Below are 13,264 nucleotides of genomic sequence, written 5' to 3' on the forward strand. Positions count from 1 at the left end.
ATATAATCGTTCATTGCAAATTGGCAATCCGCCACAGAAGTTCGCACAACCATGCCAGCCGCCCTCATTTCAGTTGTCATTACCACTTATAACCGGCCGGATGCGCTCACCGCCGTCGTCGAAGCCTGCTTTGCCCAGGACGATCTCGGGTTCGAAATCATTATCGCTGATGACGGCTCGGGCGACAACACGCGGCAGGCCGTCGCCGCGCTGCAGGCGCGCGCGCCGGTGCCGCTGCGCCATGTGTGGCAGGAAGACCTGGGCTTCCGCGCCGCCCGCGCGCGCAACCTCGGCACGCTGGACGCCAAGGGCGACTACATCATCTTCCTTGACGGCGATTGCGTGCCGCAGCGGAATTTTATCAGTCAGCACCGCAAACTGGCGCGCTGCGGCTATCTGGTGCAAGGCAGCCGCATCTTGCTCAATGAACAAGCCACCCGCCGCGTGCTCGGCCAGCACCTGGACCTGCACGCGCTGGGCGCGGCCGACAAACTCGCCTGGCGCAGCAGCGGCGCGCTCAACAAGGTGATGCCGCTGCTGCTGACCTTGCCTGACATGGGCCGTGCGCGCCGCCGTTTTACCTGGCGCCGCATCAAGAGCTGCAACCTGGCAGTGTGGCGCGCCGATCTGGACAAGGTTAATGGCTTCGACGAGAGCTTCCTCGGCTGGGGGCATGAAGACGCCGACCTGGTGTTGCGCCTGTTCAATGCCGGCGTGATGCGCAAGGAGGGCGCCTATGCCACCGAAGTGTTCCACCTGTGGCATCGCGAGAATCCGCGCGACCAGGCCAGCAGCAACCGCGCTGCAGTGCTGCAGCGCGCAGTCGACCGCACCATCATGGCGGTCAAGGGCTTGCGCGGCAGTTGTCAGGCGGGTACATAATATGCCGATATTATTGCCGCTGGTATAATAAAAATTCACCCATTTCAACCCTGCTCCCGCCCTGAATTGCCCATGACCACCGCCAGCACTTCGCCCCTCATCGCCGAGCGCGGCAGTCCCCTGTCCTCCACCCTGTTGTTTGCCTTGCCGGCGCTGGCGCTGACCAGCAAGGTAGGCCTGGGACTGGTGCTATGCATCATCCTGCTGATCTTCCTGCGCCATCCGCGCGCGGTGCTGGGCGGCCACCTGCAGCACTGGGGCGAGCTGCGCGGCGTGACGCTGGCATTCTTCCTGTATTTCCTGGTGTCGCTGCTGCGCATGGTGCTCGATGAGCAGGCGCTGCGCACGCTGGACGGCCCGGCGCGGCTGCTGCTTGGCCTCAGCTGTATCGGCGTGATGTTCTACCTGCGGCCGCGCATCCGCTACTTCTGCCTCGGCCTGTGCGTGACCACCATCGTGGCGGCGCTGGTGGCCTGCTGGCAAGTGTTCAGCGGCGAGATGCCGCAGGCGGTCGGCTTCACCCACCATGCGATCACCTTTGGCGACCTGTCGCTGGTGTCGGGCCTGATGGCGGTGTGCTGCCTGGGCGCCTTCCGCGATCCACGCCTGGTGCGGCTGCGCTGGCTGCCCGGCGTGGCGCTACTGGCCGGCATGCTGTCCACCATCCTGTCCGGCGCCTACGGCAACTGGATGACGCTGCCGCTGGTCCTGGTGCCGCTGCTGACTTATGGCCGACGCATGTACGGCCGTCCGCTGCTGCTGATACTGGCGCTGATGCTGGGCATGGTGGCGCTGGCCTGTGTCATCCCGGCCACCGGCGTGGCGCAGCGCATCGTGCTGACTATCAGCGATGTGCAAGGCTACCTGCATGGCGGCGTGCCTACCACCAGCTTCGGCATCCGGCTGGAACTGTGGCGCGCCGCGCTGATGATGTTTGCCGAGCATCCGTGGCTGGGCGTCGGCCGCGACAACTTCGACGCCGCCCTGCACGCGCTGGCCGCCTCCGGCCAGTTGCAGGCCGCATCGCCGGCGCTGGCCTTCAGCAGTGCGCAGAATGACCTGCTGTATTGCCTGGCCACCGGCGGCCTGCTGGACGCCTCGCTGCTGCTGTTCATGTACATTGCGCCGCTGCGCTACTTCATTGGCGAGCTGCGTCGTCCGGACCAGGGCCAGCACAGCCTGGCGCTGGCCGGCGTGGTGCTGGTGGTGGCCTTCATCGGTTTCGGCCTGACCGAAGCGATGTTCTGGCTGATGATGCCGAAAGTGTTTTACGTGATGATGCTGTGCAGCCTGATCGGCATGTGCCTGGCGGTGCGCCACCGTGCGCCGACGCCGCGCCGCATCCTGATCACCCGCACCGACAATATCGGCGACGTGGTGCTGACGCTGCCGCTGGCCGGCTATCTGAAACAGCTGTATCCGCAAGCCGAGATCGTTTTCCTGTGCCGCCTGTACGCGGCTGCCGTGGTGGCGCAGTGCCGCCATGTGGACCGGGTGCTGACAGTGGAGGAACTGGGCAAGGACGTTGCCGCCAGCCTGCGCCAGGCGGACTGCGACACCGTGCTGTTTGCCTTCCCGCGGCGCGAACTGGCCTACGCCGCGCGCCGTGCCGGCATCGGCCGCCGAGTCGGCAGCACGCGCCGCGTCTACCACTGGCTGACCTGTAACCGCCTGGTGAACTTCAGCAGTCCGCTGAAACGCCTGCACGAAGCGCAGCTCAGCTTCAAGCTGCTGCTGCCGCTGGGAGTCGACTACGAGCCGCCGCTGGACGAGATCTGGAAGCTGTATGGCCTGAACACGCCGCGCCATCCGGCCGCCGACGCCGTGCTGGCCGGTCCCGAATTCAAGCTGATCCTGCATCCGAAGTCCAACGGCAACGGCCGCGAATGGCCGCTGGAACATTACACCACGCTGGCGCGCATGCTGGCGGATGACCGCAGCGTGCGGGTGCTGGTGACCGGCAGCCCATCCGAGGGAGAATTGCTGGCGCAGCAGGCGCCTGAATTGCTGTCCTTGCCGAATGTGGAAAACCTGTGCGGCAAACTGGACCTGGCCGGCTTCACCGCGCTGATCGGCGGTTGCGACGGCCTGGTGGCCAGCGGCACCGGCCCGCTGCACCTGGCGGCGGCGCTGGGACGGCCGGTGGCGGGCTTGTTCCCGCCGCTGAAGCCGATCGATCCGGCACGCTGGGCGGCGCTCGGCCCGCGCGCCACCAACCTGGTGCAGCCGACCGGCTGCGGACATTGCGCCGACCCGGCCAAATGCAGCTGCATGCTGGCTATCACACCGCAGCAGGTCTACGACGTGATCCGCAGCTGGCGTTAAGTTATTGCGACTAATTTATTGCGACTAATTTATTGCGACTAATTTATTGCGACTAAGTTATTGCTGGTCGAGCATGCTGATGCGGACCAGGTCAGCGACGTTGTCGACGCCCAGCTTGCTCATCAGCCGCGCCTTGTGCACTTCCACCGTGCGCACGCTGATGCCCAGCGCCGGGCCGATATCGCGGTTGTGCCGCCCCACCACCACCAGCTGCATCACTTCGCGCTCGCGCGGCGTCAGCTCGCTCAGCAGGCTGGCGCTGCGTGAACGCCGCTGCAGCTCGCTCTGGTTGACGCGGGCGCGCGACAGCGCTTCATCGATCGCGCCGATCAGCTTGGCATCGTCAAACGGCTTTTCCAGGAAATCTACAGCGTCGGCCTTGAACGCCGCACGCGCCGTGCTGACATCGCCATGGCCGCTCATGATGATCACCGGGATCTTGCAGCCGCGCCGCAACAGCTCCTGCTGCAAGCTCAGCCCGTCCATGCCGGACATGCGGATGTCGATCAGCAGGCAACCGCTCCAGGCCGGCTGCCAGCCTTGCAGGAAAGCCTCTGCGCTGGCGAACACGGCGGTGCGATAGCCGCGCACGCCCAGCAGCAAGCCCAGCGCATCGCGCACGGCGGGATCGTCATCGACGATGAATACGGTCAAATCATGCTGCATAGTTTTCCTGTTCTTCTACTGTGTCCCGCGCCAGCGGCAGCGCCATCCTGAATATGCCGTGATCGCCCACTTCGGCCCACAGGGAGCCGCCGTGCGCTTCCATGATGGACCGGCTCAGCACCAGGCCCAGTCCCAGGCCGGAAGCCTTGGACGATACAAAAGGTTCAAACAGGCGCGCCAGCAATGCCTCCGACACGCCCTTGCCACTGTCTTCCACCGTCAGCTGCACGCAGCTGCCCTTGCCATGCTTCTTGCTATCCAGCTGCTGCAGCGACACGGTGATGCGGCGCTGTCCTTCCGGCTGCTCCTGCACCGCGTCCAGCGCATTGGCCAGCAAGTTGCGCAGCACCAGCTCGATCTGCAGGCGGTCGGCCAGCATCGCCAGCGGCGGCATCTCCTCCACCTGCAACACCACGCCATGCTGGCGCAGCTGCGTGAAGAACTGCTGGCTGACCGACGACACCAGCTGCCCGGCCTCGACCGGCTCCAGCTTCATCGCGCCGGTGCGGAAGAAATCGCGCAGCCGGCGCACCACTTCCGCCGCCCGGCCCGACTCGGCGATCATCCGCTGCACGGCATTTTTCAGCATCTCGCCGCCCTGCCCCGCCTCGCCGCGCTCAATCAGGAATTCGCAGGCCTTGCCATAGGCGCCCAGCGCCGTCAGTGGCTGGTTCAGTTCGTGCGCCAGCGCGGCAGCCATTTCGCCGGCCGCCGCCAGCCGCAGCGACTGCTTCAAATCGTTCGACACCTGGCGCAGCTCGTCGACCACGATGCCCAGCGAAAAACCCACCAGCGCCAGCATCGCATCCAGCATCTGCAACTGCGCCACCTCGATATTGACCGCGTTGTTCCACTTGACCAGGGCGCCGATACCCAGCTGCAGCACAAACACCATCAGCGCCGTGCCGTACAGGCCCTGACGCGAGGCCGCCCAGATCACCGGCATGAACAGGAAGTAGAAATGCTTGAACTCCGAGGTGGCGATGGTGCCGAACACAAACGTCAGCACGCAGATCGCCAACGCCAGGTAGCCCAACGTTTCATAGCGCCACACCGTTGACCTCAGCCTGCTGCGTCCCTGCGCGCTGGACAGCATCCACACCAGCGGCATCGACACCAGCACGCCGACGATGTCGCCGATACCAAAGCGCAGCACCACCGCCAGCCATTCACCCGACGGGATCAGCCCGGCCAGCGACAGCAGCGACATGTACACCACGTCGTTCAGCAGCGTGCCGGCCACCACGATCAATACCCATTCGAACAGCCTGCTGCGGCTATCGAACACGCCACCCTTGCCGAACTTGCGCCGCAGCACCGCGCCCAGCATGCCGTAGCCGCACACCAGCCACAGCGACAGCAGCAGCGTCAGCGGCAACCCGGCCGGCATGCCACGCACCACCCACTCGCCCAGCACCAGCGCCACATACCATGGCAGCGCCGCGCGCCAGCCATGCAGCAGCCACAACACCAGTCCCAGCGCCGGATCGGGATTCCACGGCGTGATGTTCAGGCCGTACAGCGGATCGATATAAGTTGCCCAGTCAAACAGTACATACAAGGCAATAAACGCCGGGAATGACAGGTAACGGGGCAGGGTTGGGGCGCTCATACGGGCCGGTTTGTATCGCAATGTATCATTATGCATTGCGGCTATTCATCTTGCATTGCTTTTTACTCACTAGGGGCAACACGTAGGGATGCCCATCTCATCTATACAACAGCTGAGTTATCCGGACAGCAATTATTAAGGGAGATCCGTAGATCTTTACACTAATTTACATTGCGTTACACTGACTCTACTATCGCGACTCGCCCACAAGGCCCCCTTTTGGAAGAGTTCCGATGTCGCAGTCCGTCACTATCCGCTCCGGCGCAGCAGGTTTTTCCGGTTTCAAGCGTCTGCGCGAGCGCGTCAAGCTGGCCATGCGTGCCCGCCTGCACCAGCGCGCCACCTTTGGCTGGCTGCAACTGCTGAACTCGCATCCGATGTTTGCCGAGCTGGTCAAGGCGCGCCCGCGCCTGGTCTACAAAATCTATCGTCCTTACCTGAGCAACACCGGCGACATCCACCACCGCGTGGCCATGCTGGCTGCGCACTATCGCCACATCTTCCGTCACGGCCTGGGCCCGCTGACGGTGCAAGCGGCGCGCGCCCCGGTGGTGGTGGCGCGGATCGATGGCAAGAGCGGCCTGCCCTACCAGCTGCAATTGCGCGCCATCGAGCCGATGGAACGCGAAGGCGAACTGGTGCTGCAACTGATGCAGGGCGAGGAACTGGTGACCAGCTGCGCCTTTGCCTTCATCGACGGCGACAGCGGCATGGCGCTGGGCGTGGGCTGCATGCAGGGTCCGAGGGGCGAACGCGGCCTGCAACTGATCAAGGACGCCACCCGCGAGCTGCACGGCCTGCGGCCGAAGAACCTGATGGTCAAGCTGCTGAGCCAGATTGCCCACGATTTCGACTGCGCCGAGTTGCGCCTGGTCGGCAACGCCAACCGCGCGGTGTGCGGCGCCACCCGCCAGGGCAAGGTGCACGCCGATTACGATGCGCTATGGCTGGAACTGGGCGCGCTGCAACGCGCCGACGGCGATTTCCGCCTGGCCAGCGAGCCGATCTGCGAACCCGACCTGGCGCTGATCGCCTCGAAAAAACGCTCGGAGGCGCGCAAACGCCACGAGACGCTGTGCGCGCTGGCGCAGGCGGTCGGCGTCAGCCTGCGTGCGCCGCGCATTGAAGCCGTGCCGGTGCAGGTGGAGGAGCCGGCCTTCAGTCCTACGGCAGAGCAAGAGGATAAGTACGCACTCGCGTAAAAAAAACGAGTACCATGGAATTTTCGTCAGAGGAGAAATACCATGCGTGTGGATATTTATTGCCGAGATGAAGCACAAGGCAAGCATACTTATTTGGCCGTGCCTGAGGGCAAGCCGATTCCTGAAGAAGCGACCAATACCGACTGGCACGCTGAGGCGCAACACGTTGAAGTCGACGATGAGCGCGACGAACTCGCCGCCTACCACATTGAACATCCCTTGGCGCAGATAGGCGCCAAAGGCTACGCCATCACTGGCGTCAGCCAGCAGTTTTAATACTCGACCGCGACTTCTTTGGCGCCCAGCACCTGCTGGAGCGCCAGTTGCAGCTCGTCCGACGGCGCCACGCGCCATCCTTCCCCAAGCTGGATCACGCAGCTGATGCCCTGCGGCTGGATGCGCGCGGAGATCGGCAGGCCGTCAGCCTGGCGATACGGCGCCAGCACTTCGGCCACCTTCTTCGCATCCACCGTGGTCGGCAACGCCATGCCCAGCTGCTTGCCGTGCTTGACGCGCGAGCTGATGATGTCGAACACCTTCTCCGCTGAAATCCGCAAGCCGCCCGAGAAGCGGTCTTCCGACACCTTGCCGATCACCGCCAGGAATTCATCTTCCTTGAACATATGCTTGTGTTCCTCGAACACCTCGGCATACACGGTCACCTCGACCACCGCGCTCTTGTCGTCCAGCGTGACGATCAGCAGCTTGCCGCGCTGCGTCATCTGCGGCCGGATGCCGGTGATCACGCCGCACAACATGCGCGGATCGCGCGACGGCTCCAGGTCGGCCAGCTTGGTGCGCGCGAAGCGGCGCGCTTCCGGCGCAAACGAATCGAACATGTGGCCGGACAGGTAGAAGCCCAGCGCGATCTTCTCTTCCGCCAGCTTCTGGCGGTCGGTGAACGGCGCGGCCTTGACGTAATCCGGCGGCGGCTCCAGGTCGGAATCATCGCCGCCGAACAGGCTGACCTGGTTGGCCGACTTGGCCTGCTGGTCGGCATACTCCATCGCAAAGCTGACCGAGGCCAGCAACACTGCGCGGTCGATGTCGAGGCAGTCGAAGGCACCGGCGCGTATCAGCGATTCAATCGTGCGGCGGTTGATCTGTTTCTTGTCGACGCGCTTGCAGAAATCGAACAGGCTGGTGAACGGGCCATCTGCCGTGCGCGCCGCGATGATCGCCTCGATGGCGTTCTGGCCGGCGCCCTTGCAGGCGCCAAGGCCGTAGCGGATCTGCGTCACCTTCTTGCCGGTGACCGACGGCGCCGGGCCATCCGGCACAAAGCGGAACTCGGACTTGTTGATGTCCGGCGGCAGGATGGTCAGGCCGCAGATATCAATCGCGTCTTCCACCAGGATCTTGACCTTCTCGGTGTCCTCCATCGCCAGCGACATATTGGCTGCCATGAACGCGGCCGGATGGTGCGCCTTCAGGTAGGCGGTGTGGTACGACAGCAGCGCATACGCGGCCGCGTGCGACTTGTTGAAGCCATAGCCGGCGAACTTCTCCATCAAGTCGAAGATCTCGTCGGCCTTCTGCGCGCTCAGGCCGTCCTTGGCAGCGCCGGCGCGGAAGATCTCGCGGTGCTCGGCCATCTCTTCGGCTTTCTTCTTGCCCATCGCGCGGCGCAGCATGTCGGCGCCGCCCAGCGAATAGCCGCCGACGATCTGCGCCATCTGCATCACCTGCTCCTGGTACACCATGATGCCGTAGGTTTCGGACAGAATCGATTCGGTGCGCGGATCGGGATAATCGAATTTCTCGCCGTGCTTGCGCTTGCAGAAGTCCGGTATCAGGTCCATCGGACCCGGACGGTACAGCGCCACCAGCGCGATGATGTCCTCGAAGCGGTCGGGACGCGCGTCTTTCAGCATGCCCTGCATGCCGCGCGACTCCAGCTGGAATACCGCGACCGTCTTGGCCTTGGTCAGCAGCTCGTAGGATGGGCGGTCGTTCAGCGGCAGCTTGGCCAGGTCGAAGTCTTTTTCTTCCGGATCGAGCGCCTTGATGTAGCGAACCGCGCGGTCCAGGATGGTCAGCGTGGTCAGGCCCAAAAAGTCGAACTTCACCAGGCCGACGGCCTCGACGTCATCCTTATCGTACTGCGACACCACGCCGCCGTCGCCGCCCTGCGTGTACAGCGGGCAGAAATCGGTCAGCTTGCCTGGTGCGATCAGCACGCCACCGGCGTGCATGCCGATGTTACGCGTGATGCCTTCCACCTGCTGCGCCAGGTCCAGCAGCTGCGCCACTTCTTCCTCGTTCTGCTGGCGCTCCTTCAGCATCGGTTCTTCCTCGATCGCCTCGGCAATCGACACCGGCTTGCCCGGCTTGAACGGAATCAGCTTGGAGACGCCGTCGCAGAAGTTATAGCCGAAGTCCATCACGCGGCCGACGTCGCGGATCGCGCCCTTGGCCGCCATGGTACCGAAGGTGGCGATCTGCGACACCGCATCGCGGCCGTACAGGTCTTTCACGTGCTGGATCACCAGCTCGCGCTTTTCCTGGCAGAAGTCAATATCGAAGTCGGGCATCGATACCCGCTCCGGATTCAGGAAACGCTCGAACAGCAGGTTGTACTTCAGCGGATCCAGGTCGGTAATTTTCAGCGCATAGGCCACCAGCGAGCCGGCGCCCGAACCACGCCCAGGGCCGATCGGTACATCGTTGTTCTTGCCCCACTGGATAAACTCCGCCACGATCAGGAAGTAGCCGGGGAACTTCATGTTGATGATGGTGTTGTTCTCGAACTCCAGCCGGTCCTCGTAGCGCTTGCGGTTGGCCTCGCGCTTGTCCGGGTCCGGGTACAGCTGGATCAATCGTTCTTCCAGGCCCTTCCTGGTTTCGGCGCGCAGGAAGTCATCGATGGTCATGCCTGGCGTCGGGAAGTTCGGCAGTTGCGGCTTGCCCAGCGTTAGCGTCAGGTTGCAGCGCTTGGCGATTTCCACCGAGTTTTGCAGCGCCGCTGGTAAATCATGGAACAGCTGCTGCATCTCGGCCTGGGTCAGGAAACGCATCTGCTCGTTGAAGCGCTTGACGCGCTTGGCGTTGGCCAGCATCTCGCCTTCAGCGATACAGATACGCGCCTCGTGCGCGATGAACTCTTCCTTCGAGATGAATTGCACCGGATGGGTGGCCACCACCGGCAGGCCCAGTTTGGACGCCAGCGCGATGGCATGGCGCACCTGCATTTCCTGGTTGGCCTGGCCGGCGCGCTGGATCTCGATATAGAAATGGCCGGGGAAAATCTGCGCCCACTTGCGCGCGTTGGCTTCGGCCAGTGCCGGGTTGCCGTTTTCGATGGCCGTGCCGATGTCGCCGAAATGCGCACCGGACAGCGCGATCAGGCCGTTGGCCGGATTATCATCCGGCAGCAATGGATAAGTCTTGCTGGTCAGTTCCTGCAGCCACTCGGTGCGGATCTCGGCACGGCCCTTGTACTGGTTGGTCAGCCAGGCTTGCGACAGCAGCTCGCACAGCTGCAAATAGCCCATGCGGTTTTTCGCCAGCAGCATCAGCCGCGACGGCTTGTCGCGGTTTTCATCGTTGCTGATCCAGACATCGACGCCAACCACCGGCTTGATGCCCTTGCCGCGCGCTGCCTTGTAGAACTTGACCATGCCGAACATATTGGCCAGGTCGGTGACCGCCAGCGCGCCCTGCTTGTCCTTGACCGCCTGCTTGATCAGGTCGTCGATGCGGACCAGGCCGTCGACGATGGAATACTCCGAGTGCACGCGCAGATGGACAAAAGACGGTCCGGCCGGCACCACGGCGGTGCTGGTCAATGCTTGTTCGTTTGCTACCATATTCATACGCGGCTCAATGCAGGTTCAATAACCGCCTATTTTACCGCGCAGCGGCCCGGACCGATAAATCTGATTCAGCCTGGGCGCTTGATATCGCGATAAAAATTCTCGTGCGGCCCCACCGCTTTCTGCCGGACTGCCCACATTACTTGCCCCGGCCACTACGCGGCAAAAAAGGCTGGGCATATTCGCGCGGCTCGGCCAACGAGGCCAGCGATTCCGCGATGAAACTCACGGGCAAGTCGGGATTATCCAGCGCCGCGCGCCCTACCCGCGCCCAAAACTCAATTCGCCCGGCGATGGACCTGTGCTCAATCGCCGCGTCCTATTTCGCCTGTTCATACAGTTCCTGATTAATACGAATAGATGTACTTCCGGCCATCACAACCTCCGTTACCACATTTGTAGTAAGAATCTTAGCACCGGAGCGCGTATAATGTCGCCTTTCCCTTTTTTGATCCTTCACCATCATGCAAGCTAATACCGCTTTACAAGCTGAAGCACATGCTGGCGCTGCTCAGCACGTCAACATCGCCGCCTATAAATTCATCACTTTCGATAACACGGAAGCGATGCGCCCACAGTACCAGGACATCTGCAACCGCCTGGACCTGAAAGGCACGATCCTGCTGACGCCGGAAGGCATCAATATGTTCCTGTCCGGCCCGCGCGCCAATATCGACGAGTTCCTCGCCTGGGTGCGCAGCGACGCCCGCTTCGCCGACCTGGAAGTGAAGGAAAGCCTGTCGGCCGAGCAGTCGCACAAGCGCATGCTGGTCAAGATCAAAAAAGAAATCATCACCATGCGCATGCCGCTGATCAAGCCGGAAGACGGCCGCGCGCCGTTTGTCGAAGCGCACACGCTGAAGCGCTGGCTGGACAACGGCGTCGATGACAACGGCAAGCCGGTGGTGATGGTCGATACCCGCAACGACTTCGAAGTCGATGTCGGTACCTTCGACAATACGGTCGATTACCGCATCAAGAAGTTCACCGAATTTCCAGACCTGATCGCCGCGCACAAGGACGACTTCGCCGGCAAGACCGTGGTGACCTTCTGCACCGGCGGCATCCGCTGCGAAAAAGCCGCGATCCACATGCAGAACATCGGCTACGACAACGTCTACCAGCTGGAAGGCGGCATTCTCAAGTATTTCGAAGAAGTCGGCGGCGCCCACTACACCGGCGACTGCTTCGTGTTCGACTACCGCACCGCACTCAATCCACAGTTGCAGCCGACCGAAACCGTGCAGTGCTTCGTCTGCCGCGCGGTGGTGACGCCGCGCCAGCAACTGGCGCCGGAATACGTCTACGAGCAATCCTGCCCGGCCTGCTACAACAAAGAGTAAGCTACACCCGCCAATAAAAAAGCCGGCCCGCTATACAGCGCGGCCGGCTTTTTCATGCCTGCTTCGGATTACTTGAAATAGGCTGCCACTTCGCGCAGCGTGTCGATATCCAGCGTGCCCGCTGCCGCGTTCAGACGCAACATCGCCAGCAGGTAGTTGTAGCGTGCCTGTGCCTGATCGCGCTTGCTGGTGTACAGCTGCTGCTGCGCGTTCAGCAAGTCGAGGTTGATGCGCACGCCGCCCTTGATGCTTTGCTCGGTCGCCTTGACCAGTTCGGTACCGGAGGCCACCGCCTTGTCCAGCGCGCGCACGCGTGCGACGCTGCTCTGCACCGTCGCGTGCTGCTTGCGCAGTTCGATCAGCACCTTGTCGGTGTAGGCTTCCAGGTCCGACTTCGCCTTCTCCTGATTAGCCACCGCCTGACGCGTGGCCGCGCTCACCGAACCGCCCGAGTACAGCGGCACCGTCAGCTGGATACCGACCGCGCGCTGGGTCGATTCCTGCGTGTAGGTGTTGATCGAGTCCGAAGTGCTCTTGCTGTAACTGGCAATGAAGTCCAGACGTGGCGCGTGGCCGGCACGATTCTTGTTCACTTCCTGGCGCGCGGATTCGATAGTGAATTGCTGCGCCACCAGTTCCGGATTTTGCTTGATGGCGATCTCGCGCCATTCAGCAAAACTCATGCCGGCCGCCGGGGCGATACGGAAGTCATCCTTGACGTCATCCAGCACCTCCACTTCCAGCCCGGTAATACCGGCCAGCGTGGCGCGCGTGGTGGCAACGTTGTCCTTGGCTTCCAGCACCTGCGCCTCGGCCAGATCCAGGCGGGCCTGGGTTTCCAGCATGTCAGTCTTGGTGCCCTCGCCTTTTTCGAACATGCGGTTGTTGACGCTTTGCTGTTCGCTGTAGACATCGCGCTGCACTTCCGCCAGGCGCAGCTGGGTGCTGGCAAACAGCGCATCGGTGTAGGCCGATGACAGGCGCAAGATCAGATCCTGCTTGCGGAAGTCAAACTGCGCATCAGCATAATTGGTCTGGGCGATACCCTGGCGGTAGCGCGCCACGCCGTCCAGATTGATCACCGGCTGGCGCAGCTGCACGACTGCCGAACGGCTCAGATACTCTGGATGGGTGGCGGGCTGGCCAGTACCCGAACCGTAAACGGTACTGATATCCGCCCGCACCTTGCTGTTGGAGTAGCTGGCCTGCACGGTAGGTAGCAGAGCAGAACGGCCGAGAATGCGGTTTTCCTGACCCGCCTCATTTTCATGACGGGCGCTGCGGAAGGTCGGATCGTTCTGCAACGCCGCATCATATGCCTGCAACAGGCTGGTAGCGCCGGCGCTGCCGGCCAGCATCAGCGCTACCGCGCCAGCCAGCGCGGCCAGGCGTGGCGCAAAAGAAGTCGTCTGGCTCACG

General features: G+C 62.8%; 10 protein-coding genes. 5 read left to right on the forward strand and 5 right to left on the reverse strand.

Annotation, left to right across the window (positions count from 1 at the left end; translation table 11 throughout):
* The first annotated feature begins 51 nt into the window (after nt 1-51).
* Nucleotides 52-882, forward strand: coding sequence for a glycosyltransferase family 2 protein (locus tag BLS51_RS09400; RefSeq protein WP_090181254.1), 831 nt, complete (start codon nt 52-54; stop codon nt 880-882).
* Nucleotides 883-954: 72 nt separating this feature from the next.
* The gene (locus BLS51_RS09405) at nt 955-3,207 is read left to right on the forward strand and encodes a glycosyltransferase family 9 protein (RefSeq protein ID WP_090181250.1); all 2,253 of its coding nucleotides are present in this window, start codon (nt 955-957) and stop codon (nt 3,205-3,207) included.
* A gap of 57 nt (nt 3,208-3,264) precedes the next feature.
* Here BLS51_RS09405 and BLS51_RS09410 read toward each other — a convergent pair whose 3' ends face one another.
* Together BLS51_RS09410 and BLS51_RS09415 are read right to left on the reverse strand one after the other, a co-directional pair.
* On the reverse strand, nt 3,265-3,873 hold the full coding sequence (locus BLS51_RS09410) for a response regulator transcription factor (protein WP_090181247.1): 609 nt from the start codon (nt 3,871-3,873) through the stop codon (nt 3,265-3,267).
* Entirely contained in the window at nt 3,863-5,485 is a 1,623-nt protein-coding gene (locus tag BLS51_RS09415) for an ATP-binding protein (protein ID WP_090181245.1), read from the reverse strand. Before BLS51_RS09415 ends, BLS51_RS09410 begins: the two co-directional genes overlap by 11 nt.
* A 233-nt stretch (nt 5,486-5,718) precedes the next feature.
* On the opposite strand from BLS51_RS09415, the gene BLS51_RS09420 reads away from it, so the two are divergent.
* Nucleotides 5,719-6,687, forward strand: a complete 969-nt coding sequence (locus BLS51_RS09420) for a DUF535 family protein (protein WP_090181243.1) — start codon at nt 5,719-5,721, stop codon at nt 6,685-6,687.
* 42 nt (nt 6,688-6,729) lie between these two features.
* Complete coding sequence (locus tag BLS51_RS09425) at nt 6,730-6,963, forward strand: DUF6139 family protein (RefSeq protein ID WP_090181240.1); 234 nt, start codon at nt 6,730-6,732, stop codon at nt 6,961-6,963.
* On the opposite strand, the gene dnaE is transcribed toward BLS51_RS09425, so the two are convergent.
* Nucleotides 6,960-10,502, reverse strand: coding sequence for a DNA polymerase III subunit alpha (gene dnaE, locus BLS51_RS09430; RefSeq protein ID WP_090181237.1), 3,543 nt, complete (start codon nt 10,500-10,502; stop codon nt 6,960-6,962). The two genes, BLS51_RS09425 and dnaE, sit on opposite strands and share 4 nt — an antisense overlap.
* 139 nt (nt 10,503-10,641) lie before the next feature.
* Nucleotides 10,642-10,812 carry a ParD-like family protein gene (locus BLS51_RS30170; RefSeq protein WP_255369056.1) on the reverse strand — a complete coding sequence of 57 codons (171 nt, stop codon included), beginning with the start codon at nt 10,810-10,812 and terminating at the stop codon, nt 10,642-10,644.
* A gap of 154 nt (nt 10,813-10,966) precedes the next feature.
* Between BLS51_RS30170 and BLS51_RS09440 the strand changes: the two genes are divergently transcribed.
* Nucleotides 10,967-11,845, forward strand: coding sequence for a sulfurtransferase (locus BLS51_RS09440; RefSeq protein WP_090181234.1), 879 nt, complete (start codon nt 10,967-10,969; stop codon nt 11,843-11,845).
* Nucleotides 11,846-11,913: 68 nt separating this feature from the next.
* Here BLS51_RS09440 and BLS51_RS09445 read toward each other — a convergent pair whose 3' ends face one another.
* Nucleotides 11,914-13,263: a TolC family outer membrane protein gene (locus tag BLS51_RS09445; RefSeq protein WP_229207486.1), complete on the reverse strand. Its 1,350-nt coding sequence runs from the start codon at nt 13,261-13,263 to the stop codon at nt 11,914-11,916.
* Nucleotide 13,264 lies beyond the last annotated feature (1 nt).

Source organism: Duganella sp. OV510, from assembly GCF_900100205.1.
GTDB lineage: Bacteria > Pseudomonadota > Gammaproteobacteria > Burkholderiales > Burkholderiaceae_D > Rugamonas.